Source organism: Azospirillum lipoferum (genome assembly GCF_024170005.1).
In the GTDB taxonomy this organism is placed as follows: Bacteria; Pseudomonadota; Alphaproteobacteria; order Azospirillales; family Azospirillaceae; genus Azospirillum; species Azospirillum lipoferum.
Map to the genome: position 1 here is coordinate 104,812 of NZ_JALJXJ010000018.1, position 24,522 is coordinate 129,333.

Sequence of the window (24,522 nt, forward strand, 5' to 3'; positions counted from 1 at the left end):
CGTGGCCCTGAGCTTCTGATTACCTGATCGCCAGTTTCCCTGATCGCCTGAATGGGGGGCGGCGTCCGTCCCGGCACCGCCCCAACCATCCCGATCCGTGAAAGGTCTCCTGCCATGTCCCTCTTCGCAGCCTTGAACAGTGCCACGGCCGGGCTGCGCACGGTCCAGACCAACGTCAAGCTGGTTTCGGACAACATCGCGCAGGCCAACGACCCGAACCGCACCCGCCACACCGCCCAGCAGTCGGTGGACGCCAGCGGTCAGGTCATCAGCACGACCTATCGCCGGGAGGTCGACAAGGCGCTGATGGCCCAGGTCATGGACCTGACCTCGCGCGATGGCGGATCGCAGGTGACGACCACCTACATGCAGCAGCTGGGCGACCTGATGCGGACCACCAACGGGACGCCGCTGCTGAACGAGTATTCGGACAAGTTCCAGGCCGCGATCAAGACGCTGTCGACCTCCCCGGAAGACGAGACGGCGCAGTACCAGCTGGTCCAGGCGGCCGAAAGTTTCTCGCGCGAGATCCGCCGCGTGTCCGAGGGCGTCGAGCAGATCGACCGCGACATGAAGACCGACATCAACAAGTCGGTCGACACGGTCAACGACCTGCTGAAGCAGATCAACTCGATCAACAACGACATGGTGTCGCTGCAGGGCCAGGGGTCGGCCGCCAACGCCGTCGCCGACAAGCGCGATGGGCTGGTCCGCGAACTGAGCACCTATATGGGCATCCGCACGGTTGAGCGGCCGGACGGACGGCTGGCCATCTTCACCCCGTCGGGCCTGGCGCTGGTCGATGCGCAGCCGGCAAATCTTTCCTATGACGGCGGCAACATCAACCTACAGGTCGGCAATCAAGTCACCTCGATCAACAGCCACCTGACCACCGGCAAGCTGGGCTCGCTGATTCAGATGCGCAAGGACGGCTCGACCACCGAGCCGCCGACCCCGGCCAGCGGCGATCCGACGACGGAGATCATCCGCAAGCTGCGCTCGCAGCTGGACGAGTTCGCCAAGGCCTTCACCGGCCCGACCAAGCCGGGCGAGCCCACCAGCTTCGCCGATGCCTATGACGGGGCCGGCCCGGCCGCCGCCGGCGAACAAGCCAACCAGTTCTTCACCGGCACCGACCGTTTCACCATCAACATCAACGCCAAGCTCCTGGACAACACCAGCAAAATCAAGCAGTCCGCCATCGACGACATGGTCAAGGCGGTCAATGCCGCCGGCCGCAGCTTCAATGCCGACGGCCTGCAGATGAAGGATACCACCTACAGCGCCATGGGCAGCGCCATCACCGGCACCTGGATGGCCGCGGCCAAGACTGCCAACACCGCTGCCGATTCCAACAAGGAGTCGATGCAGCTCCTCAGCGAGCGCTATCAGTCGCAGACCGGCGTGAACATCGACGAGGAAATCGCCCAGCTCCAGCAGCTCCAGACCTCCTACCAGGCTTCGGCACGGGTCATGCAAGTGGCCAATGCAATGTTTGATGCGCTGGAGGCGGTGGTCCGATGAGCTCGATAACGGGAGTCAGCAGCTACTCGAAATATCTGAGCCTTGTCCGGAACCTGTCCGGGGGCCAGAACGACATCAACCGGCTGTCCGAACAGCTGACCACGGGCAAGAAGTCGGTCGATCTGAACGCCTATGGCCCGGAGGTCCAGAAGCTTCTGGATCTGCGGGCGGAGATGGCGAAGAAGGACAACTACATCCAGAGCATCAACACCGCGGCGCCGCGCGTGCAGGCGACGGACAAGGTGCTGACCTCGATGGAGTCCATCGTGTCGAGCTGGACCTCCAGCACGACCTTCCCCTTCCAGCCCGGCCCGGCCAGCGTCAGCACGCCGACCAACACCAATCCCAACGGGATGAAACTGTCGATCGACGCCACCAAGTCGACGCTGACGGTCGGCGCCAACTACACCGTCACCGCCGTCCCGTCGCAGCAGGGCGGCAACGGCACCTTCGACGTGACGGTGACCGACGGGCTGGGCGGCAAGACCACCCGTGCCATCAACCTGGGCACCACCCCGCCCAACGACGGCAAGGGCTACAACTTCAACATCTCCGGCGGCCCCGGCGAGGGCGCCATCCTGAACCTGACCTTCGACAGTCTGAAAGCGGCGTCGAGCAGCAGCTTCTCCGTCAGCTTCCCGCAGGCCGACCAGGTCAAGGACCGGGCCGAGGGCGCCATGCGCGACATCCAGGCTCTGCTGAACCAGCGCTTCGGCGACCGCTACCTGTTCTCCGGCTCCCGCTTCGGGACGGAGCCGGTCACCGACCTGACGGCGACGACCCAGACCAGCAAGATCACGCTGAATGGCGCTGTGGTGAATGCCGACGATTATTTCGAGGTGACGGTCTCCGGCAAGACCTTCGGCTATCAGATCCAGGCGACCGACCCGAAGACGCTGACCTTCGTCGCCCAGACCCTGACCAGCCAGATCAACGCCGCCAGCCCGCCGCTGCCGATGACGGTGTCGACCTCCAACGGCATCATCTCCCTGGTCGGCCAGCAGCCGGGGCAGAAGTTCGATCTGTCGGCGCGCGTCGTCAACTCGGCCACGGTGGAGAACAGCGTCGACGCGCCCTCCACCACCCAGGCGCCGACGACCGCCCTGCCGCAGATCGACCGCTTCACCCTGAACGGTGCGGCGGTGGACATCGGCGACACCTTCGAGTTCACGGTGGCAGTCGGCGACCCCGACGATCCATTCAACCAGAACTACTATCTCAAGAATCCGACCGAGCCGCACGACCTGCCGCCCTATCAGGCCTACAAGGTCAGCTACACGGTCAGCGACACCGACTATGCCGCCGGCGTCACCAACGTGAGCCAGGTGGCCGACAAGCTGCGCCAGAATTTCGCCAACCTGAACCCGGCGCCGCCGGTCACCATCGACGCCGTCGGCAATGGTCCGGGCATCGCGCTGACCAGCACGGCCAATGCCGATCCCAACCATCCCGGCCGCAGTTCGCTGTTCTCGACCAGCGCCAAGGTGACGAACGGGTCGCTGCAGAATACCATCTCCGTCGGTACCCTGCCGCCGGAGCAGGACAGCCAGATCGACGTGCCCGTCAAGGAACCGCCGGAACTGCCCTTCTACGATTCCGAATATCTGACCAAGGGCAAGAACCCCGACGCGTACCGCAAGTCGCAGGTGACCATCGACGACAATCTGAACCTGACCTATGGGGTCAGCGCCGACGACAAGGCGTTCCAGTCACTGGTCAAGGCAATGCAGTTGGTGCGGACGGCGGCGGCCAACCCCGGCAAATGGACCGAATACAGCACCCAGGCGCGCGAAATGCTGACCCAGGCATCCGACCAGATCCGCTCGATCCACGCCAAGGTTGCCTCCGACGCCGCCACGCTGGAGACCACCAAGGACGCCCACACCGATTCGGTCGCCACCCTGACCGACCGCGTCGCCAAGATCGAAGGCATCGACCAGACCGAGGTCGCCGCCCGGCTGAGCAGTGCGATGAATGTCCAGCAGGCGACCTACACCGTCGCCGGCCAGACGCAGAAGCTCTCTCTGCTGAACTATCTGGCCTGAAGACGAAAGGGGCGGCCAGCCCGGCCGCCCCCGCTTTCCGTCAGAACCCGGACTCCGTCACTTGGAGCGGCCGGCCGACTGCACGAAGTTGTCGTAGGGCAGTTCCGCGACGCGGAACCACAGCTGGACTTCCTCCAGGAAGGGCTTCCAGCTGTCGTAGACGGCCTTGAAGTCCGGGTTGGTCTTCGCAATGTCGTCGTACATCTCGTAGGCGATCTTGTGAGCGGCCTCCATCAGGTCACGCGGATAGGGACGCAGCAGGGCGCCCTTGGCGACCAGACGCTTCAGCGCCCTGGCGTTCTCCGCGTCGTAGCGGGCGGTCATCGCGCTGTTCGCCTCGGCGCAGGCCGCCGTCAGGATCGCCTGATAGGACTTGGGCAGCGCCTCCCATTCCTTCTGGTTGATGTAGAGCGAGACCTGCGGCCCGCCTTCCCACCAGCCCGGATAGTAGTAGTATTTGGCGACCTGGACGAAGCCCAGCTTCTCGTCGTCATAGGGGCCGACGAACTCGACCGCGTCGATGGTGCCCTTTTCCAGCGCCGGATAGATGTCGCTGCCGGCGATCTGGGTCGGGGCGGCACCCAGCTTGGCCATGATCTGGCCGGTGATGCCGGCGATGCGGATCTTCAGACCGTTGAAGTCGGCCAGCGACTTGATCTCCTTGCGGTACCAGCCGCCCATCTGGGCGCCGGTGTTGCCGGCGGGGAACTGGACGATGCCGTGCTTGGCGAAGAAGTTGCGCATCACCTCCTGGCCGCCGCCATACTGGTACCAGGCGTTCTGCTGACGGGCGTTCGGGCCGAAGGGGATCGCGGTGTCGAAGGCGAAGGTCGGGTCCTTGCCGACATAATAGTAGCCACAGGTGTGGCCGCACTGGACGGTGCCGTTCTGCACGGCGTCCAGCACCTGAAGCCCGGGGACGATCTCACCGGCGGCATGCACGCGGATCTGAAACTTGCCGTCGGTCGCTTCCGAGACCCGCTTGGCGATCAGTTCGGACGTGCCGACCAGGATGTCGGTGCTCTTCGGGAAGCTCGAAGCCAGACGCCACTGGATGGCCGGCTGGCTCTGCGCGATGGCCGGGGCCGCGAGGGTCGAAGCGGCAACGGTCGAAACGGCACCGACGCCGGCCCTGGTGAGAAACGCTCTTCTTTCCACTCCCGCTACTCCGCAAGATTATTGCTGTTACTGATGATTTCCCCGACCCGCGATGAATCAGGGAATTTCAGCGACTTAGGCGAGAGTGCAACAAAGCATCCGATGCGGAGCCCCGCATCGCATAAATGTGCATGCCTGCCTTTCGAGGGTGTAGCCGGCACCCCCGGGCAGCTTATTCAGGGATGCGTCAGGAGGCGGGTCGCAGCCGCCCCAGGAAGACAGACAGCGGCGGCATCACCAGCGTCCGCCCGTCGGCGGTCAGTTCCGGCGGCAGGGCGCCGGGCGCGCGGGGGATGGACAGGGCTTCCGGCTCGCCACGGCCGCGCAGCGCGAATTCGGCCGGGCGGTCGGCCATGTTGAAGACGGCCAGCAGGCGGTCGTCGCCCGTGGTCCGCTCAAAGGACAGGAGGTCGCCATGCTCCTCCACCGCGGTTACGCTGCCGCGGCGCAGCGCCTCCAGATCGCGGCGCAGCGAGAGGGCGGCCCGCCACACCGCCAGGGGGCTGCCGGCCGTCCGCTCCTGCCGGTCGACGGCGAGGTCGCGATGGGCGTCGGGCACCGGCAGCCAGGGTTCGGCGATGGTGAAGCCGGCATGGGGCTCGCCGGACCGCCAGGGCATCGGCGTGCGGCTGCCGTCGCGGCCCTGGAAATCGGGCCAATAGGTGATCCCGAAGGGGTCGCGCAGCTGGTGCTGCTCCAGCACCGCGTTGGGCAGGGCCAGCTCCTCCCCCTGATAGAGGCAGACGGTACCGGGCAGCGATGCCGCCAGCATCGCCAGCAGGGCATTGAAGGATTGCGGGTCGGCACCGGCGGGCAGCCAGCGGCTGGCGGACCGCTCCACGTCATGGTTGGACAGGCTCCAGCAGATCGACTCCGGCCGTCCGGCGGCACCCAGCGCCTGGGCGAAGCCCCTGGCGCTGAACGGCTGCTTGGCCAGCGACAGGGTGTAGGCAGCGTGGAGACCCTGCGGCGTGCAGTAGGCGGCGATGCGCTGACCGGCGCCGGGCTGGCTCGACAGCTCGCCCAGCAGGACGCGGCCGGGATAGCGCTCCACCGTCCCGCGCAGGCGGGACAGGATGCCGCCGATGGCCGGGTGCATCATGTCGTAGACATGCTGTTGCAGGGCGAAGGGCTTCAGCGGCGGCTCGGCCTCGCGCCAGAGGACGGCGGGGTTGGAGCGCAGCTGCGGGTCGTGGGCGAAGAAGTCGACGGCATCGATGCGGAAGCCGTCGACGCCGCGCTCCATCCAGAATTCCGCCGTCTCGCACAGCGCGTCCATCACCGCGGGGTGGTGCAGGTTCAGCGCCGGCTGGCTGGACAGGAAATGGTGCAGGTAATATTGCCGCCGCCGCGGTTCCCAGGTCCAGGCGGCGCCACCGAACACCGACAGCCAGTTGTTGGGAGCGGTGCCGTCGGGCTTGGCGTCGGCCCAGACATACCAGTCGGACATCTCATTGCTGCGGGACCGGCGGCTCTCCACGAACCAGCCATGGGCGTCGGAGGTGTGGCCGCAGACCAGATCGACCAGCACCTTCAGCCCCAACCCATGGGCACGCTCGACCAGCCGGTCGAAAACGGCGAGGTTGCCCATGCGCGGATCCACCGCCCGATGGTCGGCGACGTCATAGCCGAAATCGGTGCGCGGCGACGGGTAGAAGGGGCTGATCCACACCCCGTCGACCCCCAGCGAGGCCACATGGTCCAACCCCTCGATCACGCCGTCGAGATCGCCCCAGCCATCGCCGCCATGGTCGCGGAAGCTGAGCGGATAGATCTGGTAGAGCGCCGCCCCGTTCAGCCAGGACAGATTCGGGCCGGACGACTGGGAATGGGAAAGGGTGTGGGGCAAGGCAGCAGGCTCCGCGCCGGGGTGTGCACATGCAAGTCGCCGATGGCGGGTCGCAGATGTGCGGTTCGCGGTATCAGCTTCCTGCTTCATGGCTAACGAAAGGTTACCGGCCGTTCGTAGTCACAGGGCTAGGCCTTTCGTCGAAGCGCGCCATCGGGACAGAAACTTGCGGACGGGTTCCCTCAGACTTGGCCGCTATGCGGCGCTACGGCTATACCAGCGGTTCTGGCCGGGGAGCGGGAATGCGGCGGTACGGGACAGCGATAGAGACGGCCACGGTCAAAGACGGGCAGCAGCTCGGCCGCTATCGGCTGCTCGACCTGATCGGGCGGGATGGCGATGCCCGGCTGCACCGCGCGTTGGACACCAATGGGCAGGCTGTTGCGCTGTGGACCGTGCCGCTGGCCTGTCTGTGTGCCGATGCCGCCGGGCTGGAGCGGTTCCGGCGGATGGCGAGCGCCGCAGCCCGGCTTTCCCACCCCGCCATTCCCGCCATCCTGGCCTCCGGCGAGCATGCCGGCACCGCTTTCGTCGCCACTACGCTGGCGGAAGGGCGGACACTCGCCGCGCGGTTGGCCGATGGTCCGCTGGAATGGGACGAGGCTGTCCCGACGCTGGACCGCGTGCTGTCCGCACTGTCCACCGCGCATCGTGCCGGCGTGGTGCATGGCGCGCTGAACGCCGACAGCATCCTGCATGCCGGGCCAGTGGCGGTGGTCACCGGGTTCGGCCGGGCGGCATTGAGCACGGCACCGGCGGACCGGCGCGCCGATGTGACCGCCGCCGCGAGGCTGACGGAACGGCTTCTGGCCGGGCATGACGAGCGGCCGGGGGTGGCGGCCCTGCTGGCAAGACTGCGCGACGAGGGGGCCGGAGCCTTCCCGGAGGCGGGGGACCTGCGTCGGGCCGTCACCGCGCTTGGAGGAGCGCCTGTTCCGCCGGCCGCTGCCGCCCCGGTTCGGGCGCGCCGTTGGCCGCTTTGGCTCGGCGGTGTTGCTCTGATGGGTGCCCTGGCTGCCGTCGCGGTCCTGATGAGCCGGCCCCCGCCTTCCCTGCCGCCCGCCCTGCCACCGGTGCCGGCGATGACCGAGGAGGCTGCGCCCGAACAGACTCCCCAGCCAATGGCGCCCAGGCAACCGCCCGTCGCGGCGGTGTCAGAGGCGTTGCGCTCCATTCCCTGTGCGCTGGTCAGCGTGGAGACGACCGGCGGCCGGCTGCTGGTTTCGGGGGCGGTTGCCGGGGATCGGGTGGAGACGGCCGTGCGTGAAACGGTCGAGGCCCTTGCCGGCGGCTGGGACCACGGCTTCGACCTTGCCAGAGCGGATGCGCGGTTCTGCACCCCGCTGGGCAGCGTTGCCACGGCGCTGGACGCCAACCGCGGATTGGCGGAGCCGTTGACGGTGACCGTGCAGGATGGGCCGGGTCTGGATGACGGCGATCCGCTGGTGCTGGAGATCCGGGCGCCGGCCCGTCCGGTGCAGTTGCAGGTCGATTACTTCACCATCGACGGCAGCGTCGTCCATCTGCTGCCCAACCCGTCGGACAGCGCAATCGCGCTGGCCGCCGGTGCGTCTCGCCGTCTGGGGGAGAGGAAAGAGGACGGAAAGCCGGGCATCGGGCGGTCCTGGACCATCGGCCCGCCCTATGGAACCGAGATGCTGCTGACGATCGCCACCGCAGCGCCGCTGTTCCCCACCCAACGGCCGGAACAGGAGCCAGCAGCCGATTATCTGTCCGCACTGGCCGATGCGCTGGCCAGATTGCCGGACGACGCACCGGCAGCGCTGGCGGATGCGCGCTTCATCAAAACCGGGCCATGATTGCGGTTGTCAGGCGATCGCGGTGAAGCGGCCGACCACCACCGTCACATTGTCCATCCCGCCGGCCGCGTTGGCGGCATCCACCAGGGCGGCGGCGGCAAGCGCGGGGTCGGATTCCTGACGCAGGATGCGGGCGATGACGCCGTCGGGCAGCATGCCGTTCAGCCCGTCGGAACAGAGCATGACCACATCGTCCGGCATCAGCGGCTGCACGCCGACCTCCGGTTCCACATCCTCCGCCGTGCCGAGCGCGCGGACGATGATGTTCCGTTGCGGCGCGGTCCCACGCCCGCCATTGTCCAGCCACATCTGGTAAAGGCTGTGGTCGCGGGTCAGGGGGCGCAGTTCGCCGTCGCGCAGGCGGTAGACCCGGCTGTCGCCGGCATGGAAGACCACCATCTGGGCAGTGCCGGGGATCCGCCAGATGCCGGCCACGGTGGTGCCCATGCCGCGCCCCGACGAGAAGCCGCGGGCCAGATTCAGTTCGTGAATCGTTCGGTTGGCCTGCTGTACCGCCGATCGCGCAACCGACAGTGCATGGCGCACCGCAGGCTCGGTCGCCGCCGGGTCCGTCTGTGTGCGGTCGGCATCGTCGCGCTTCACCACGGCGATCGGATCGGACGGCACATAGTCCAGCAGAATGCCGGAGATCACCTCGACCGCCTTGCGGCTGGCGATGTCGCCGCCGGCATGGCCGCCCATGCCGTCGCAGACGACCGCGAATTCAGCGTCGGTGCTGGCCTGGAAATTGTCCTCGTTGCGGGAGCGGGTGCGCCCGACGTCGGTCAAACCGGCGACGGTCAGGGCAAAGGCAGCGTTCGGCATTCAGGCGGCGGCTCCCGTCTCGCATTTGCCCGATAATGGCGCAAGCCCCACGAAAGATACAGAGTCGATTCCATGGCGGCGATTTCGGTGCGGCAATTGAAACCTCCGGGTGATCGCGGCGGCCGATACCCCGGTGATGCCCCGGTGATGCCCTGATGATGCGAGCCACCCGATGTGGTATGGTTGCAGGATATCCCATCGGATGAAGGACGGACCGCCATGGTCGGCAGCATCGGCATCGCGCTCAGCGGTTTGACCGCCCAGACGCGGCGGCTCGACGCCTCGGCCTCCAATGTCGCGAATGTCCGTTCCACTGGGGCCGTACCCGCGGCGGACGGCAGTTCAGACGGCAAGCGTGCGGCCTACCAGCCGATCGCGGTTGCGCAGAGCGATGCCAACCCCGGCACGCGCGCCAGCTTCACCCCGATCACGCCGGCCTATCTGCAGGAATATGCACCGGAGGACAGTGCGGCGAACGGCGACGGCATGGTCGCAGCGCCCAACGTCGATCTGGCGAGCGAACGCATCAACCAGATGGCCGCCAGCCGCGCCTATGGTGCCAATGTAGCGGTCGTCCGCACCCAGGACGAGATGCTGACCTCACTGCTCGACTCGAAAGTCTGATTGTGGGCCGAAAGTCTGACTTCAGGGTTCGCTGACGCGCGATCAGACGGTAATGTTCAGGTTCTGCCCGCGGGTCGGGGTGACGTTGCCGCCGCCGGAACCATCGCCCGCCCCGCCGCCGGATTGCATCAGAGCCTCAACCGTCGCCTGCTGCTGCTCGGCATTCTGGTTCAGCGCCTTCACGCCGAAATTCATCTGACCCTGTGCCTGTTTCAGGGCCATCGCCGCACCGGCAGTCGACGAAGTGATGTCCATGCCCATCCTTAGCTCCCGGGAACTGCGCCCCGTTCCAGGGCGTCCTCAGATCACCACATTCACCCGCGCAGCGGAAGTGCCGGTGGACGACGCAGCGACCAGAGAGGAGTGTGCCACAGAAGCCGTGCCGGCGGAAGCGGCGGGCGCGACAGTGCCGGTTGTGGACCCTGGCGTCCCGGTGGTCCAACGCCCCGTCCCGATGGTGGATCCGGCGTCCGACAGACCCGATCCGCCCGACCCATCAGATCCGCCACGGCGATAAGCCGCCGATTGTCCGCCTGCTTGGCCGCTTCCATCGACCGTGAGCTTCAGCAGGGAGGCGCGTTCCGCGTCCTTTTCCTTCTGCTGGGCTTCCTTGTACTGCTTCAGGGCGGCTTCGGTCGGGATCTGCGACACGGTCTTCCCGTTGGCCGGGTCCCGGTACAGCATCACCAGCCGCGAAGCGTCGGTGTCATAGCTGAAGGCGATGGTCGGAAAGCGGTTGACCAGAGGATCGGCGCCGCCTCCAGCCATATCGGCCTCCGCCGGCTGGGGGGCGGTGGTGGTCGGAGTCCTGGTGCCGGCCCCTGTGTCAACGGCATCGCTGCCGCGGGGCGTCATGAAGGCGAACGGCCGTGAGACCGTTGATGTGGCCACAGCCACGTTCATGACCGGCTTGTCCAGATCGGTGAGAATTGAATATTAAATTACCTTAACCCCAGCAATGCGTAAAGGCTTTCTTTACTCTTATTTGGGTTGGCGAATCTAACCCGAACAGGGAAAGGGGCTTTCCAGCAAGGAAGCGTTCATGTCGAAAAAACAATGCCCTCCGTCACATGGGCTTGCAGTGGCGGCACCGCTCGTCCTAAAGCGTTGAGCCATGGCAACCGTCCTCGAAGCCTTGACGCTGGCGCTCGACCTGCATCTCGCCGGCCGCTTCGGCGAGGCGCAGGAACTCTATACCCGCATCCTCGACGTGGAACCGGAGCAGCCGGATGCACTGCATTACCTGGGCGTTCTGGCCGGACAGATCGACCGGGGGGAATTCGGACTGACGCTGATCGGCAAGGCGCTGGCCCTGAGGCCGGAGGCCGCGGACATTCACGCCAACCGCGCCAATCTGCTGCGCGGCCTCGACCGGTTGGACGAGGCCGAGGGCTCCTACCGCCGTGCGCTTGCCCTGCGTCCCGATTTTGCGGAGGCCTGGACCGACCGCGCCTTCGCTCGCCATAGCCGGAGCGATCCGGCCGCCACCGATGCGACCACCGCGATGCTGGAGCGCGCCTTGCGGATCGAACCGGCGCTCGATCCGGCGCGGGAGAAGCTTGTCGATCTTCTGCACGCACGTGGCCGGCTTCGGCTGGAATCCGGGCAGGTGACGCCGGCGCTGACCGATCTGATCCGGGCCGCGGCACTAGACCCTCGGGATGCCGACATCGCCTTCCTGCTGGGCAATGCCCTGTTCGCCGCCGGGCTGCGCGCGGATTCGGTGATCGCCTTCCGCAACGCGCTGGCTCTGGTGCCGGACTTCCTGTCGGCGGCGCTGAATCTCGGCATCGCGCTGGCGGCGACCAACCATGCCGCCGCGGCGCTGGCCCCGCTGTGCCACGCCGTCCGCATCGACCCGGCCCACCCGGCGCCGCGCGACACGCTGGCCCTGGCTCTGCGCTCGCTGGGCCGTGCGGAGGAGGCCGATGCACTGGGATTGCCGCCGCCGGCCTTGCAGCCGCCGAAGCCGGTGGCGAAACCTGCCCCGTCCCGCCGGCCGCGCCGGGACTTTTAAGCGACCATTTCTTAAGCGGCGGGCCGTTCGGCCAGCACCACCAGCCCCATCACCGGTTCGCCGCTTTCGAAGCGCAGCCGGTCATGGCCGCAGCGGAGCAGGACCAGACCCGCGCCCGCCAGCGCGGCGCGGACATAAGCCTCGGCATGGGCATAGCGGCCGTGGGTGGCGACGCGGTGGGGCCGTCCGTCGGCCGGATCCAGCTCCTCCACCGTGAAGGCCAGCCGTCCGCCGGGACGCAGCGCCGCACGGGCGGCGGCCAGAGCTTCGTCGAGGCTGCCGAAGTAGCAGAACACGTCGGCTGCCATGACCAGATCGAAGGCTTGCCGATGGCCGGTCAGGAAGCCGACCAGTTCCGCCTCATGCAACGCGTCATAGAGGCCGCGGCCGCGGGCACGCTCCAGCATGCCGTCCGACAGGTCGACGCCGACCAGCCGGCGGGCATAGGGCCGCAGTGCGGCGGCGCACAGGCCGGTGCCGCAGCCGGCGTCGAGCACGTCGAGGTCGGCGGCCGGAGCATCGTCGGACAGCAGCCCGGCGAGCAGGGCAGGCGCACGGTAATCCAGCTCCGCCAGCTTGCGGTCGAACTCCTCGGCAAACAGGTCGAAGGTCTGGCGGACGTAATCGTCGGGTGCGCGGGTGTCGGCCTCCTCGCCGGCGATGGCGGCACCGATATGGCGGGCCAGCGGGTTGCCCGGATGGTCGCGCCGCCACAGCCGGGCCAGCGTCGCCGCATCCTCCTCCCCGCCCTGCTCGTGCAGCAGATAGAGAACGGCGCTGAGATTGTCATGGGCGTCGGCCCAGTCCGGCCGCAGGGCCAGTGCCCGCCGGTAATCCACGGCCGCCCCGCCGAAGCGGCCGAGGTCGCGCAGCAGGTTGCCGCAGTTGTTCCACGCCTCCGCATGGTCGGGCCGCAGGGCCAGCGCCTGCCGGAAGGCGGCCTCCGCTGCCTCCCGCCGCTCCGCCTGCCGCAGGACGGAGCCGAGATTGTAATGCGCCATCCCCTCATGCAGGCCATGGGCGACCGCGGCACGATAGGCGGTGGCGGCCTCCTCCAGCCGGCCAAGGGCACGCAGGGCGTTGCCGTGGTTGTTATGGGTGCCGGCAAGCGTCGGATCAGCCGCCAGGGCCTGGGCATAGAGCGGCTCCGCCCCCGCGGCATCGCCGCCTGCGGCCAGCGCGTCCGCCTGCCGGCTGAGCTTCACTGCCGGCAGAAGGGCGGCGCCCGTCAATCCCCTGCCCAATCCCCTGCGCAACCCGCCCCGCAAGGACGAGCGTGACCCTGCCATCGCGTGCTCTCCCCTCTCCCGCCTGTCGATTTACAGCCGATATCAATGGCATCTTTACCGTGATCCACCGATGATGGCACTCCCTTTGAGGGTGCGGGCAGTCAGGGACGGGGCCGGAACGTGGCGAAGCACACCAACATGCTGGCGCAGGCAGTGGCGCACCATCAGGCCGGGCGCCCCGCGGAGGCTGAGCGCGGCTATCGCGAGGTGTTGGCCGCCGACCCGCGCAACGCCGACGCGCTGCATCTGCTGGGGGTGTTGGCCCTGCAATCCGGCCGCGCGGAGGAGGCGGTGACCCTGATCGGCAAGGCCCTGGCGCAGGCCAAGGGTGTCGCCGACTATTGGGACAATCTGGGCAGCGCCCTGTCCGCCGCCGGACGGCCGGACGATGCCGCGCAGGCCCATCGCAACGCCACCATCCTGGACCCGCAGGGGGCGCAGCGGCGGCACAATATGGGCAATGCCCTGGCCGCGCTCGGCCGCCATGACGAGGCGCAGCGGGCCTTCGCCACGGCATTGGCGCTGAAGCCGGACTATGCCAAGGCCTGGTATAATCTCGGCAATGGCCATGCCGTGCGTCATCGCTACGCCGACGCCGTGACGGCACTGGACCGCGCGGTGCGGCTGGCGCCGGGCATGGTGGAGGCGCACAACAATCTGGGCGACGCGCTGGCGATGGCCGGCCGCCTGGAGGAGGCCGTCGCGCAGCACCGGCTGGTGACCCGGCACCGCCCCGATGACGCCACCGCCTTCTACAATCTGGGCGCCGTCCTGCAACAGAAGGGCGCCCTGGAGAGTGCGGAAATCGCCTATCGTCAGGCGCTGAAGCGCAACCCGCGCCACAGCGCCGCGCTGAACAATCTGGGCAGCGTCCTGAAGCGGCTGGGCCGTCCCGATCAGGCGGAACTGTGCCACCGGCAAGCGCTGGAGCTGCATCCGGAGTTCGTGGAGGCGCGCTACAATCTCGGCAACGCCTTGCAGGCGCAGGGACGCTACGAGGAGGCGACGGCCTGTTTCGAGGAAGCCCTGGCCCAGCAGCCCGACCTTGCCACCGCCACCTACAACCTGTCGCTCCTGGCGCTTCTTCACGGCGACCTGTCGCGCGGCTGGGCGGGGTACGAGCGGCGTTTCGCCGCGGGCGAGGCGATGCCGAACCGGCACTTCCCCATTCCGCGCTGGGGCGGGGAGCTTCTGCGCGGCAAGCGGCTGCTGGTATGGCGCGAACAGGGTGTCGGCGACGAGGTGATGTTCGCCTCCTGCTATGCGGACGTCATCGCCTGGGCGGGCGGGCCGATCACGATCGAATGCGATCCGCGTCTGGTGCCGCTGTTCCGCCGCTCCTTCCCCAACGCGACGGTGCGGGCCGAAAGCTGCACCGGTGACGCTTTCGGCGGGAACCCCCGGGAAATGATCGACCCAATCGACTGCGACCTCCAGGTTGCGGCGGGCGACCTGCCGGAGCTGCTGCGCGGCAGCCTGTCCGCCTTCGAACCGCAAGGCTCCTGGCTGGTGCCGAACCCGGCGCTGGTGAAGCGCTGGGCTGAGCGGCTGGCGGCACTGGGACCGGGCCTGCGGGTCGGCATCGGCTGGCGCAGCCAGCTGATGACCGCCGACCGCAAGGCGGCCTATGTGATGCTGGAGCATTGGGGGCCGCTGTTCGCCGTTCCCGGCGTGGTCTTCGTCAATTTGCAATATGGCGACTGCGAGGCCGAACTGCGGGCGGCGGAGGAGCGCTTCGGCGTGACGATCCACCGCTGGGCCGACCTGAACCTGAAGGATGATTTCGATGGGGCGGCGGCCCTGGCCGCCAACCTGGATCTGGTGATCTCGCCGGCGATGTCGGCAGGGGAGCTGGCGGGGGCGCTGGGTGTGCCGGTCTGGCGCTTCGGCACCCGCGACTGGACGCAGCTGGGCACCGGCATCCGTCCCTGGTTCCCGACGATGCGCCTGTTCCAGCCCAGTCCCGGCGCAGGGCTGGACTCCACCGTCGGGGCGATGGCCAAAGCCCTGCACGGCATGATGCCGGAACCGCTGCCTGTCGCGGCGGTGCAGGGATCGGCCGAACCGGAACAGCGCATCGACTTCGACGCCCTGCTGAACCGTGCCGCCGACCTTCACCGTGCCGGCCGGCTTGAGGAAGCGGAAGCGGCCTACCGCACCGCCATCGCCGCAGCCCCCCGGCACGAGGCCCCCGGTCTTCCCGACGCCCTGCATCTGCTGGGACTGTTGATGCACCAGACCGGGCGGAACGAAAAAGCGCTCGCCCTGATCGGCGAAGCGTTGCGCATCGACCCGAACTTTCCCCAGGCCTGGAACCATCTCGGTCTGGTGCATGAGATGGAGAAGCGCCATGCCGAATCATCATACGCCTTCGCCCGGGCGCTGGCCCTGCACCCGGCCTATCCGGAGGCGCTGACCCATCTGGGCCTCGTCCACCAGATGGGCGGGCGGGTGAGGGAGGCGGTGCGGTTGCACCGCCGAGCCATCGCCATCCAGCCCGACCATCCCCCGGCCCATGCCAATCTCGGCCATGCCCGCGAGCTTGGCGGACAGACGGCGGAAGCCACCGACCATTACCGCCGGGCACTGGCCCTGCAACCGGAGTCCGCCGAGGCCAACAACAATCTTGCAACCATGGCGACGCTGGCCGGCCAGTTGGAGGAGGCGAAGAGCCACCTGCGACGCGCTCTGCGGGTCGATTCCGGCTTTGCGCTGGCGGCCTGGAATCTCGGCCTGATGGACCTTGCCGACGGGCGCATCATGGAGGGGTGGGCCGGCTATTCCCGCCGCTTCTCCGCCCGGCAGTTGCAGCGCGCGCGCCGCATCGACCGGCCGGTCTGGACGGGCGAGGCGTTGCAGGGCCGGCGCCTGCTGGTCTGGTCGGAACAGGGGGTGGGGGACGAGATCCTGTTCGCTTCCTGCTTCGACGCCTTGAATGGACTGGACGGGCCGGTGACCGTCGAATCCGACCGGCGGCTGGTCAGCCTGTTCGCCCGCTCCTTCCCCTGGATGGCGGTACGGGCGGAGACGGTAGACCCGAATGGACGGGAGACGATCGACCCGCCGGATTGCGACCTTCAGATGCCGGCCGGGAATCTGCCCGCCCTGGTCCGCGACGGGGTGGCGCGCTATCCGCACCGTCCGGCCTACCTGCGCCCCGACCCCGACCTCGTCACCCGGTGGCGCGACCGCCTCGCCACCCTGCCCGGCCTGAAGGTGGGGCTGGCATGGCGCAGCCAGATCGTCACCGCGCAGCGCGCCGCCGCCTACACCGGCCTTGCCGACTGGACGGCTCTGCTCGACCTGCCCGGTGTCAGCGTGGTGATGCTGCAATATGGCGACTGCGCCGCCGAGCTGGCCCGGGTGGAAACGGCCACGCGCCGGCTGCACCGCTGGGACGACCTGAACCTGAAGGATGATTTCGAAGCGGTGTCCGCCTTGATCGCCAATCTGGATCTGGTCATCTCGCCAGCCACGGCGGTGGGCGAGCTGGCCGGGGCGCTGGGCACACCGGTCTGGCGGCTCGGCACCCGCGACTGGACGCAGATGGGCACCGGCATACGCCCCTGGTTCCCGTCCATGCGCCTGATCCAACCACCGGAAGGCCAGGGGCTGGCTGACGCCGCCCGGCAGGCGGTGCGTACGCTGGCGGCGTTGGTTCCAACCGGATGAGCGCTACCTCCGTCCTGCTGGCTGAGGCGTTCGACCGGCACCAGACCGGCGGCTTCGAAGAGGCGGAGCGTCTCTACCGCCGCATCCTCGCCGGCGAACCGGCTGAGGCGGAGGCCCTGCACCGCCATGGCCTGCTGGTCGCCCAGCTTGGCCGGCTTGAGGAGGCCGACCGGCTGCTGACCCGGTCGTTGACCCTGGAGCCGGCAGCAGCCGAGGTGGCGGTCAACCATGCCAGGATCCTGCGTGCGCTCCAGCGGCCACAGGATGGGGCTCGCCGGTTCCGCCACGCCCTGGCGCTGACACCCGCCCTGTCGACCGCGCTGGAGGGGCTTGGTCATGCCGAACGCGAAGGCGGCGATAGCTCGGCGGCGGCCGGTGCCTATGGCCGGGCGGCGCTGCTCGGCGCCGGAGCGGCGGTGCTGCACCAATGGGGCATCGCGCTGGACGGCATCGGTCGCCTGGAAGAGGCGGCAGAGGTTCTGCGCCGCTCGGCCCATCTCGATCCGATGGTGCCGTCGGTCGCCGCCAAGCTGGCCGCAATCCTCCATCGGCTGGGGCGTAACGGCGAGGCTGCCGCCTGGTATCGCCACGCGCTGGTGCTTCAGCCCGGCCGTAGCGAACTGCGCGAGGCGTTTTCCGACATCGCCGTCACGCGCAGTGACTTGCCACCTGCGGCATAACCCTTTGGTTCAAAGGGTCGGATGACCTCCGGATGGTATTGCGCGAAATGATTTCAAGATCCCACCCCTGCGACCCACTGTCATACATCTGAACGGTTGGGGCATTTTTTCGCATGGTTTGACCGCATAAAACGCAAGATTAGGGTTGTTCGGCGCTTCGGATGGGTGAACACTGATGTCACCGGCCCGTCACATTGAGGCGGGACGGGGACTGATCCCATGGAGAGCGACTCATGCACACTGAAGCTCGCCTTTCGTCTCTGCAAGAAAAGCACATGCGCCTGGACCGGGCGATCCTCGACGAGGAAAAGCGCTCGTGGCCGGATGAGAGCGCAGTAAAGCGCCTCAAACTTGAAAAGCTGCACGTCAAGGAAGAAATCGACCGCCTGACGCGCCCCGGCCCGATGAATTAATCCCCCAATCACAGCAACGACCTTTAAGCATCAACCCTGAACAGGGTTAAAAAGGCCGGGTTGAGGCGGACTGCCTCAACCCGGCCTTTTTAGTGGCCGGCCATTTTGGAGACCATCTGGCGGAACCGCTCAAGCTCTGCCGTCACCGTCGGCAGCAGGTCGGCCACCCGTTGGCCGGGACCAGTCCAGAACAGCCGCATCGACGGGAACCAGGGCCGCACCGCGGTGCCGAGCGCCGTCCAATCGCCCGTCCGCCCCAGCCGCCAAACCGGAACGCCGAGCGCCCCCGCCAGTTCGCCGGTGGAGGTCGCCGGTGCGATCACCAGATCCAGGGCCGACATCAGCGCCGCCGTGCCGTCGAGATCGTTGCGCAGGTCGAGGTCGGCATAGGCATGCGGCGCCCGGCCGAAGGCCTCGCGCGCCGCCGCCAGTTCCGCTCCGCAGTCGCCATATTGCAGGTTGACCGGAATCAGGCCAGGCAGGGTCAGCACCAGCCGCCAGTCCTCGATGCGCGTATAATCCGGCATGCGGTCGGGGTCGAGCTGACCGCTGCGCCACGCGATGCCGACCCGCAAGCCTTCCCCCAATCCGGCCAGACGCCGCCGCCAGACCTCCACCGCCGCCGGTTCGGCGTGCAGCGCCGGTTCCACCGTGGCGAAAGCCGACAGGGACCCACCGAGATGCCGCGACAGTGATCCGATGGGAACATGGGCGTCGATGTCCGCCACCGGCTCGTCCGGTTTGACCGGGACCGGCCGCACCGTCGCCTGCGGGAAGGAGCGGGCGAACAGCGGCACGAAGCGGGGATCGCATTCGACCAGGATATGGCCACCCACACGGCCGGCCCGTGCGATCAGGTCCGGCAGGCACTGGGCGAACATCAGCTCGTCACCGATCCCCTGCTCGCGCCAGACCAGCAGGCGCCTGCCCGACAGATCCCCGCCCTCCCAAAGAGGGACGCCGGGGCGCCGGAAGGCCGCCGTCATGTCTCCCGTGTCGAAGCGGCGGTCGTAGCCGTCCCAGCCCTGCGCCAGCCGGCCGGCCACCAGAGCCAGTATTCCGCCGTTGAAGGCCGCTGCCGCATGGCCAGGCTCCACCGCCAGCGCGCGGGCACACCACGGACCAGCCGCGGCATCGTCCCCCAGTTCGCGCAGCAACCGGCCACGGTTCGCCATCGCGTCGGCCAAAGCGGGGGCGAGCACCAGGGCACAACGCCCTGCCCGCTCCGCCCTATCCAGCCGCCCCAGGCGGCGCAGCGCCACCGACCGGTTCAACCAACCCGCCTCCAACCCCGGCGACCGGCGAAGGGCCTGCACATGTGCCTGCTCAGCCTCGCTCCAGCGGCCCAGCCGGGCAAGCGCGACGCCCAGATTGTCGTGCGCCTCCGCCACATCCGGATCCGATCTGACCGCCAGCCGGTGGAGCCGGGCCGCCGCCTCGCTCCGCCCCAGCGCGTCCAGGGCATTGCCGAGGTTGGTCAAGGCCGCCGCGCTGCCGGGCTGGATTGCCAGGGCTGCCCGGAAACTTGCCGTCGCCGGCCCTGCGCGCCCAAGCGCCAGCCGGACATTCCCCAGGCTGATATGCGCCGTCGCATAATCCGGAGCCTCGGCGATCGCCGCGGCGATGCGCGGTTCCCCTTGCTCCGATTCCCCGGACTGGTGGGCGAGCAGGCCCGACAGGTGCAGGGCCACCGGGTCGCGCGGTCGGCTCGCCAGCACCCGCTCATAAAGGGGAGCGGCAACATCCAGGGCACCGGTGCGATGGGCGGCGACCGCCCGTTCCAGCAGCCCGTCCGGGTCGGGGTCCGGATCCGCAGGGTCGCCATCGCCATTTCCGGATTGGCCATTTCCGGGCCCGGCCGGCATAGCCGACCGGATCCGCGGTGACGCGATGGCGCGCAAGGTCGTCGCCATCCGGGCAGTCGCGGACTCCAACCCTTCGCCTGGATTGGGCTGGAACAGGCGCATCGTCGGGAACCAGGGACGGATACCGGTGCCCAGCTGCGTCCAGTCGCGGGCACCGAAGCGCCAGACCGGCACACCCAGCGCCCCCGCCAGCTCCCCCGCCGACATCGCTGGCGAGATCACCAGATCCAGGTTGGCGGCCAGGGCCGCCGCCCCATCGAAATCATCCTTCAGGTTCAGGTCGGCCCAGCGGTGGATCGTCACGCCGAAGCGCTCCTCCGCCGCCCGCAGTTCGGCCTCGCAGTCGCCATATTGCAAATTGACGAAGACCACGCCGGGGACGGCGAACAGCGGCCCCCAATGCTCCAGCATCACATAGGCCGCCTTGCGGTCGGCGGTCATCAACTGGCTGCGCCAGCCGATGCCGACCCGCAGGCCCGGCCCCAGTGCCGCCAGCCGTTCAGCCCAGCGCTCCACCAGCGCCGGGGCCGGCACCAGCCAGGATGGCCGCGCGGAAAAGCGCTTCAGGTCGGCGCGCAGCAGGCGCGGCAGGCTGCCGGCGGCAATCTGGAGGTCGGCGTCGCGCGGGTCGGCGCTCTCCGGCCGGACATCGGCATCGGGGAAGGAGCGTGCGAACAGCGGAACCAGACGCGGATCGCATTCGATCACCAGACGCCCGGCACGCCGCATCGCCTCCTCATAGCAGGAGGCGAAGAGGATCTCATCGCCCACCCCCTGCTCCCGCCAGACCAGCAGGCGGCGCCCGGCGATGTTCTCGCCGCGCCAGGCCCGCATGGCGAGCCGGCGCCGCTGGTCCTGGAACTGCGGCGTGGCAAAGCGCCACTCATGGTCGGCCCAGCCGGCCCGCAGCTCGCCGGCCTCCAGCAACAGGAGGGAACGGTTGTAGCGGGCCTGCGCGTGCTTGGGATCGGATTCCAGCGCCGCATCGAAGGCGGCGAGGGCCTCCTCCTGCCGTCCGTGCCGTTTCAACAGATAGGCAAGGTTGCCGTGCGCGTCGGCCAGCGACGGTGCGAGGTCGATGGCGGTCCGATGGCAGGCCTCCGCCTCCGCGACCCTGCCCAGCGCCTCCAGGGCATTGCCCCGGTTGGTCCAGGCGACGGCGTGGCCGGGGTCGCAGCGGGTCGCACGCTCCAGCAGGCGCGCCGCCTCGTCGAAGCGGAGCAGCTTGTGGAGGGCGCCACCCAGGTTGCTGAGGACGTCCGCCGCCGCCGGTGTGAGGCTGACCGCGATCCGACGCGCCTTCACCGCATCCCCGGCGCTGGTCGCCAGTTCAGCAAAGTGGCTGTGAGCGGGGGCCAGATCGGGACGCAGGCGCAGCGCATGCGTCACGGTGGATCGGGCTGCCTCCACCTGGCCGATGCGGCGCAGCAGCGCCGTCCGGTTGACCCAATGGCCGACAGTCTCGGGCTGCAAGGCGACACAGGCGCGCGATGAACGCTCGGCGGCATCGAACTGGCCGAGTCCCTGCTGAACCTCGCACAGGGCGGCATGGGCGGAGGCATTTTGCGGGTCGGCGGCGGTGGCGCGGACCAGCAGGTCCCGCGCCTCATCCAGCGAGCCGCGCCGCTTCGCCAGCACACCGCCCAGATGCAGGGCGACCGGATGACCGGGCAGCCGACCGAGCAGCTGCCGCACCAGCGCCTCCGCCGCCGCCGCCTCGCCGGCACGGTAGAGGGTGACGGCCTCAGCCATCTGCCGGTCGGCATCGCTGTCCGGTTTCGCGATCCCGATCGGGTCGGGCTGCCGCACCGCGGGCCTGCGGGAAGCCGTGCGCCGCAGCTCCCCCGCCATCCGGGCAAGCGTCACCTCCAACCCTTCGCCGGGATTGGGCTGGAACAGGCGCATCGTCGGGAACCAGGGGCGAGTGCCTGTGCCCAGCTGCGTCCAGTCGCGGGTGCCGAAGCGCCAGACCGGCACGCCCAGCGCCCCCGCCAGCTCCCCCGCCGACATCGCCGGCGAGATCACCAGATCCAGGTTGGCGGCCAGGGCCGCCGCCCCATCGAAATCATCCTTCAGGTTCAGGTCGGCCCAGCGGTGGATCGTCACGCCGAAGCGCTCCTCCGCCGCCCGCAGTTCGGCCTCGCAGTCGCCATATTGCAAATTGACGAAGACCACGCCGGGGACGGCGAACAGCGGCCCCCAATGCTCCAGCATCACATAGGCGGCCTTGCGCTCGGTCGTCATCATCTGGCTGCGCCAGCCGATGCCGACCCGCAGGCCCGGCCCCAGCGCCGCCAGACGTTCCCGCCAGCGCTCCACCAGCGCAGGGTCCGGTACCAGCCAGGGGCCTTGGCCTTCGAAACCGGACAGGCTCCCGCGCAGGTATCCCGGTAGATCGCCCGCCGGCACATGCGCATCGACATCGGGCGGCTGGATGGTTTCGCGGCCGTCGGCGTCGACCGACTCCACCCTGACCATCGCCTGGGGAAAGGATCGCCGGAACAGCGGCACCATCCGCCGATCGCATTCGATCACCACATGCCCGGCGCGTGCAATCAGCGACGGGTAGCAGGAAGCGAACATGATCTCGTCGCCCACTCCCTGTTCCCGCCATACCAGCAGGCGTCGCCCGGTGGCGTCTTCCCCCTGCCATAAGGGAGCGGCGATCCGGCGGTTCACATAGCCCTTCGCCCAGAATCGCCGGCGGTAGCCATCCCAGCCGCCGGACAGATCGCCACGGCAAAGCCGCAGCATGCCGCGGTTGAGATGCGCGGTGTTGAGCGACGGATTGACCGACAGCGCAAGGTCCATCCAGGGTTCCGCGGCAGCCTCGTCCTGGCGGCACTGCCACAGCATCATCCCGAGGTTGCCCGCGGCTTCCGCATTGCGGTCGTCGATTTCCAGGGCGCGCCGATGGGCCGCTTCCGCCTCGTCGATGCGGCCGAGCGTCTGCAGGACGAGACCGTAGCCGGTCAGCGCGGCCGGGCTGCCGACGTCGATCGCCAGGGCGCGCCGGTACATCCGCACGGCCCCGGCAAGGTCGTCACGGTCGAACAGAAGGCCGCCGAGGTTGGCGTGGACCTCCACGCTCTGCGGATCGGCCGCGGCAGCGCGGCGATAGAGCCTCTCGGCTTGATGGAGTTCGCGCCTCGCAATATGGACGCCGGCAAGATTGACCAGCACCTTGCCATAAGCGGGACGAAGCCGCAGGGCACGCCGATACCAGCACGCCGCCCGCTCGAAATCGCTATCCAGGTCGTAGCGGTTCTCCAGCGAGGTGCCGTGGTTGTTCACCACCATGGCGTCGCCGGGGCTGAGCGCCACCGCACGGCGAAGCACCCGTGCCGCCTCGCCCATCTCGCCCAGTTCCAGCAGGGCGACACCCAGATTGTTGCAGGCCCCCTGCATCGCCGGCTCGCGGTCCAGCGCCAGACGGAATTGCGCGACCGCCTCCCTCAGGCTTCTCACGCCCTGCAGGGCGGTGCCGTAGGTGAAGTGGAGCTGCGCATTGCCGGGATGCGCCGCGACCGCCGGAGCCAGGACGCCGCAGGCCGCCTGATGGGCGCCACGGCCGTTCAGCAGCACGCCCAGTTCCAGCGACAGCTCCTCGTCCCCCGGTGCGTCCTCCAATGCGCGGCGCAGGCAGGCTTCGGCGTCGGGATGACCCAGCCCGCGCAGGCAGATCGCCAAGTGCCGCCAGGCGGCGGAATGGGAGGGGTCGGCCTGCACCACCGCGTAGAAGGCGTTTGCCGCCGGCGGGATCTGCCCCAGCTCCCTTTGCAGGATGCCGTAATTGAAGCGGGCCGTCAGGTTGTCCGGCCCCACGGTCAGCGCACGGGCGTAGGCCTCGGCCGCCTCCGCCCGCCGGCCGAGTCGCTGAAGCACGGCGGCGCGATTGTTGTGCGCCTCGACATAATGGTCGTCCTGCCGGATCGCAACCGAACAGGCGGCCAGCGCCTCCTCCAGCATGCCGAGATCGGCCAGGACATTGCCAAGGCTGTTGTAGGCCGTGGCGAAGTCGGGTTGCACTGCCAGTGCGGCCCCCAGATTGGCGAGAGCCTCCGCGGTGCGGCCGGTCTGGTGGGCGATGATCGCCGACAGGTGCAGCGCATCGGCATGCGCCGGATCGTCGGCCAGGATCCGGCGGTAAAGCGCCATCGCCTCGGCAAGGCGGCCGGCGCGGTGCAGCGGCAGTGCAGTGTCGAGCAGATCGGCAGCGGTCACGGCGTCCGGTCGGTCGTCGGGGCCCCGTCGTCGTCGCCACCGGGGCTTTCAAGCGCGCCCCCCTCCACCGATCCGCCATCCGTCGTCTTGAACAGCTTGCGGCAGAGCTTCAGCGCCCGATAGTAGTTGCGGCTTTCAACCAGACGCGCAATCTCGTCCAGCATCTTGGCCGCGTCCGGCCGTGCCTCGCGCGTTTCGTCAAGGATCGAAGCAAAGCGCTGAAGGTTCAGTGTCGAATCTTCGGGGAAGATGTAGACGAGCTGAATGACGAAATAGAGCTTCTTCTCGATGCAATCGATCTGCTCTTCCTTCAGAACCTCGCGCCCGCGCAGGAAATTGGCGGTGTTGTAGAGGAAGAACGAGCCCGGACGGTCGCCGGCACCGATGACGGCACCGTTGATGATGACCTTCTCGTTGGGACGCAGCACGAACTTGAGAGGCATGAGTGAGGAACCCGGGGCTTGCGGGCCGTCTCCGTCCAGCCTTTGCCGGCCCGGTCCGACCCAAAAAAGAAACG

At 68.5% G+C, this 24,522-nt stretch carries 16 protein-coding genes; 8 read left to right on the plus strand and 8 right to left on the minus strand.

All coding sequences use genetic code 11. The annotated features are described in order from the left end of the window. The first annotated feature begins 114 nt into the window (after nt 1–114). Nucleotides 115–1,524 (plus strand): flagellar hook-associated protein FlgK, encoded by a 1,410-nt coding sequence (flgK, locus tag J2848_RS30625; RefSeq protein ID WP_149234236.1) that lies wholly within the window; start codon nt 115–117, stop codon nt 1,522–1,524. Beyond that, entirely contained in the window at nt 1,521–3,569 is a 2,049-nt protein-coding gene (locus tag J2848_RS30630) for a flagellin family protein (protein ID WP_149234235.1), read from the plus strand. The genes flgK and J2848_RS30630 overlap by 4 nt, the downstream gene beginning before the upstream one ends. Before the next feature lie 57 nt (nt 3,570–3,626). Here the strand turns inward: J2848_RS30630 and J2848_RS30635 are convergent, their stop codons facing one another. Next, nucleotides 3,627–4,727 (minus strand): TRAP transporter substrate-binding protein, encoded by a 1,101-nt coding sequence (locus tag J2848_RS30635; protein ID WP_149234234.1) that lies wholly within the window; start codon nt 4,725–4,727, stop codon nt 3,627–3,629. Between the two features lie 187 nt (nt 4,728–4,914). Further along, complete coding sequence (locus tag J2848_RS30640) at nt 4,915–6,576, minus strand: alpha-amylase family glycosyl hydrolase (RefSeq protein ID WP_149234233.1); 1,662 nt, start codon at nt 6,574–6,576, stop codon at nt 4,915–4,917. 242 nt (nt 6,577–6,818) lie between these two features. Between J2848_RS30640 and J2848_RS30645 the strand changes: the two genes are divergently transcribed. Further along, on the plus strand, nt 6,819–8,396 hold the full coding sequence (locus J2848_RS30645; protein ID WP_149234232.1) for a serine/threonine protein kinase: 1,578 nt from the start codon (nt 6,819–6,821) through the stop codon (nt 8,394–8,396). A 9-nt stretch (nt 8,397–8,405) separates the two neighbouring features. Here the strand turns inward: J2848_RS30645 and J2848_RS30650 are convergent, their stop codons facing one another. Further along, on the minus strand, nt 8,406–9,221 hold the full coding sequence (locus J2848_RS30650; RefSeq protein ID WP_149234231.1) for a PP2C family protein-serine/threonine phosphatase: 816 nt from the start codon (nt 9,219–9,221) through the stop codon (nt 8,406–8,408). A 219-nt stretch (nt 9,222–9,440) separates the two neighbouring features. Between J2848_RS30650 and J2848_RS30655 the strand changes: the two genes are divergently transcribed. Further along, nucleotides 9,441–9,845: a flagellar basal body rod protein FlgC gene (locus tag J2848_RS30655; RefSeq protein WP_149234230.1), complete on the plus strand. Its 405-nt coding sequence runs from the start codon at nt 9,441–9,443 to the stop codon at nt 9,843–9,845. A gap of 42 nt (nt 9,846–9,887) precedes the next feature. Here J2848_RS30655 and J2848_RS30660 read toward each other — a convergent pair whose 3' ends face one another. Next, on the minus strand, nt 9,888–10,100 hold the full coding sequence (locus J2848_RS30660) for a hypothetical protein (protein WP_149234229.1): 213 nt from the start codon (nt 10,098–10,100) through the stop codon (nt 9,888–9,890). Nucleotides 10,101–10,145: 45 nt separating this feature from the next. After that, on the minus strand, nt 10,146–10,748 hold the full coding sequence (locus J2848_RS30665) for a hypothetical protein (protein WP_170307213.1): 603 nt from the start codon (nt 10,746–10,748) through the stop codon (nt 10,146–10,148). A gap of 211 nt (nt 10,749–10,959) precedes the next feature. Between J2848_RS30665 and J2848_RS30670 the strand changes: the two genes are divergently transcribed. Further along, on the plus strand, nt 10,960–11,862 hold the full coding sequence (locus J2848_RS30670; RefSeq protein WP_149234227.1) for a tetratricopeptide repeat protein: 903 nt from the start codon (nt 10,960–10,962) through the stop codon (nt 11,860–11,862). Between the two features lie 11 nt (nt 11,863–11,873). On the opposite strand, the gene J2848_RS30675 is transcribed toward J2848_RS30670, so the two are convergent. Next, nucleotides 11,874–13,151, minus strand: coding sequence for a tetratricopeptide repeat protein (locus tag J2848_RS30675; RefSeq protein WP_149234226.1), 1,278 nt, complete (start codon nt 13,149–13,151; stop codon nt 11,874–11,876). A 120-nt stretch (nt 13,152–13,271) separates the two neighbouring features. Between J2848_RS30675 and J2848_RS30680 the strand changes: the two genes are divergently transcribed. From J2848_RS30680 to J2848_RS30690, 3 genes are all read left to right on the plus strand, one after another. Beyond that, nucleotides 13,272–16,823, plus strand: a complete 3,552-nt coding sequence (locus J2848_RS30680) for a tetratricopeptide repeat protein (protein WP_149234225.1) — start codon at nt 13,272–13,274, stop codon at nt 16,821–16,823. Continuing rightward, nucleotides 16,820–17,503: a tetratricopeptide repeat protein gene (locus J2848_RS30685; protein WP_149234224.1), complete on the plus strand. Its 684-nt coding sequence runs from the start codon at nt 16,820–16,822 to the stop codon at nt 17,501–17,503. Before J2848_RS30680 ends, J2848_RS30685 begins: the two co-directional genes overlap by 4 nt. Before the next feature lie 233 nt (nt 17,504–17,736). Further along, a complete protein-coding gene (locus J2848_RS30690; protein WP_109450190.1) occupies nt 17,737–17,916 on the plus strand; it encodes a YdcH family protein in 180 nt (59 codons plus the stop codon). Between the two features lie 89 nt (nt 17,917–18,005). Here J2848_RS30690 and J2848_RS30695 read toward each other — a convergent pair whose 3' ends face one another. Further along, nucleotides 18,006–24,005, minus strand: a complete 6,000-nt coding sequence (locus J2848_RS30695; RefSeq protein WP_149234223.1) for a tetratricopeptide repeat protein — start codon at nt 24,003–24,005, stop codon at nt 18,006–18,008. Beyond that, nucleotides 24,002–24,448 (minus strand): flagellar biosynthesis repressor FlbT, encoded by a 447-nt coding sequence (locus tag J2848_RS30700; RefSeq protein WP_149234222.1) that lies wholly within the window; start codon nt 24,446–24,448, stop codon nt 24,002–24,004. The genes J2848_RS30695 and J2848_RS30700 overlap by 4 nt, the downstream gene beginning before the upstream one ends. Between the last annotated feature and the right edge of the window lie 74 nt (nt 24,449–24,522).

Bases quoted from the DNA above. Each gene is read 5' to 3' on its own strand.
- flgK (WP_149234236.1), top strand. From the start codon at position 115: ATGTCCCTCTTCGCAGCCTTGAACAGTGCCACGGCCGGGCTGCGCACG.
- J2848_RS30630 (WP_149234235.1), top strand. From the start codon at position 1,521: ATGAGCTCGATAACGGGAGTCAGCAGCTACTCGAAATATCTGAGCCTT.
- J2848_RS30645 (WP_149234232.1), top strand. From the start codon at position 6,819: ATGCGGCGGTACGGGACAGCGATAGAGACGGCCACGGTCAAAGACGGG.
- J2848_RS30650 (WP_149234231.1), bottom strand. From the start codon at position 9,221: ATGCCGAACGCTGCCTTTGCCCTGACCGTCGCCGGTTTGACCGACGTC.
- J2848_RS30655 (WP_149234230.1), top strand. From the start codon at position 9,441: ATGGTCGGCAGCATCGGCATCGCGCTCAGCGGTTTGACCGCCCAGACG.
- J2848_RS30660 (WP_149234229.1), bottom strand. From the start codon at position 10,100: ATGGACATCACTTCGTCGACTGCCGGTGCGGCGATGGCCCTGAAACAG.
- J2848_RS30665 (WP_170307213.1), bottom strand. From the start codon at position 10,748: ATGAACGTGGCTGTGGCCACATCAACGGTCTCACGGCCGTTCGCCTTC.
- J2848_RS30670 (WP_149234227.1), top strand. From the start codon at position 10,960: ATGGCAACCGTCCTCGAAGCCTTGACGCTGGCGCTCGACCTGCATCTC.
- J2848_RS30675 (WP_149234226.1), bottom strand. From the start codon at position 13,151: ATGGCAGGGTCACGCTCGTCCTTGCGGGGCGGGTTGCGCAGGGGATTG.
- J2848_RS30685 (WP_149234224.1), top strand. From the start codon at position 16,820: ATGAGCGCTACCTCCGTCCTGCTGGCTGAGGCGTTCGACCGGCACCAG.
- J2848_RS30690 (WP_109450190.1), top strand. From the start codon at position 17,737: ATGCACACTGAAGCTCGCCTTTCGTCTCTGCAAGAAAAGCACATGCGC.
- J2848_RS30700 (WP_149234222.1), bottom strand. From the start codon at position 24,448: ATGCCTCTCAAGTTCGTGCTGCGTCCCAACGAGAAGGTCATCATCAAC.